The sequence below is a fragment of the Streptomyces sp. NRRL S-350 genome (assembly GCF_000719705.1).
Classification (GTDB): domain Bacteria; phylum Actinomycetota; class Actinomycetes; order Streptomycetales; family Streptomycetaceae; genus Kitasatospora.
The window spans coordinates 1-1,080 of the sequence record NZ_JOHO01000167.1 but is presented as its reverse complement, the minus strand read 5'-3'; the positions used below and the strand labels follow the sequence as shown (position 1 = coordinate 1,080).

The window sequence follows — 1,080 nt, the reverse complement described above, 5'->3', positions numbered from 1 at the left end:
CGCCCCGCCACGACGTGGGCAAGACCGTCAAACGCGAACCCACGCTCCAGGCCCACCTCGCCGCGCGAGGTTAAAGATCAAGCTGAGAAAGTGTTGGGTTAGCTGGTGACTACTGGGTGTTGAGGTCGTCGGCGAGGCGGCGTGCTGCTTCGGTCTCGATGGGGCCGCGCGGTTCGATCTCCTCGCCGGCGAGGCGGGCGGCCATGAGTCGGATCATGGCGACCTTGATCATCGCTTCGGCGTGCGCGGTCTTGCGCTCGTAGTCCCGTGCCAACCGTCTGCACCGTCCCAGCCAGGAGAATGTCCGCTCGACCACCCACCTGCGGGGCAGTACCTGGAAGCCTTTCACATCCGCGTTGCGCGGCACCGCCACGATCTCCAGGCCCTCGTGCTCCGCGGCCCAGCCGACCAGGCCGGCATCGACGACGTTGACGTAGCCGCCGTCGACCCAGACCAGCCCGACTTGCGGGAACAGCTCGCGGATCCCGGCCAGGACCAGCTTCGCGCCAGCCCGGTCCTGCACCGAGGCCGAGTGCACGACCGCCCGCAGCACAAGTCCGCAGGTGTCCACGAGCAGGTGCCGCTTGCGGCCCCGGACACGCTTGCCCGCGTCGTAGCCGATCGCCTGCCCGCCCTGGTGGCTGCGTGCCGACTGCGAGTCCAGCACCGCCGCCGAGGGCTGCGGATCCCGGCCGTCCGCCACTCGGACCCGCTCGCGCAGCGCATCGTGGACCCGGTCCCAGGTGCCATCCGCCGTCCAGGCACGGAACCACCGGTAGGCCGCGTCCCACGGCACCAGGTCGTGCGGCACCAGCCGCCAGGCACAGCCGCTGACCAAGACGTACAGCACGGTGTCCACGACCAGACGACGAGGGAACTTCAACGGACGGCCGCCCCGGCGCGGATCCCGCTCCGGCAGCAGCGGCTCGATCACCGCCCACTGAGCATCCGTCAACGACGAGTCGTAGGCAGGCTTGCAGGAACAGACACACATGCCGGTGATCTTCGCGGGTCCCCAGACCACGAAGATCACCAGCCAGGCATCACGCCACGGAGTTGATCACTTACCCAACACTTTCT

The 1,080-nt window shown here is 68.6% G+C and carries 1 protein-coding gene; it reads right to left on the bottom strand.

The genetic code is table 11. From position 1 onward, the window contains the following. Positions 1-109 precede the first annotated feature (109 nt). Positions 110-994, bottom strand: a complete 885-nt coding sequence (locus tag IF30_RS0140275) for an IS5 family transposase (protein WP_030248097.1) — start codon at positions 992-994, stop codon at positions 110-112. Between the last annotated feature and the right edge of the window lie 86 nt (positions 995-1,080).

Coding starts and splice junctions, on each gene's coding strand:
- IF30_RS0140275 (WP_030248097.1), bottom strand. CDS start 994: ATGTGTGTCTGTTCCTGCAAGCCTGCCTACGACTCGTCGTTGACGGAT.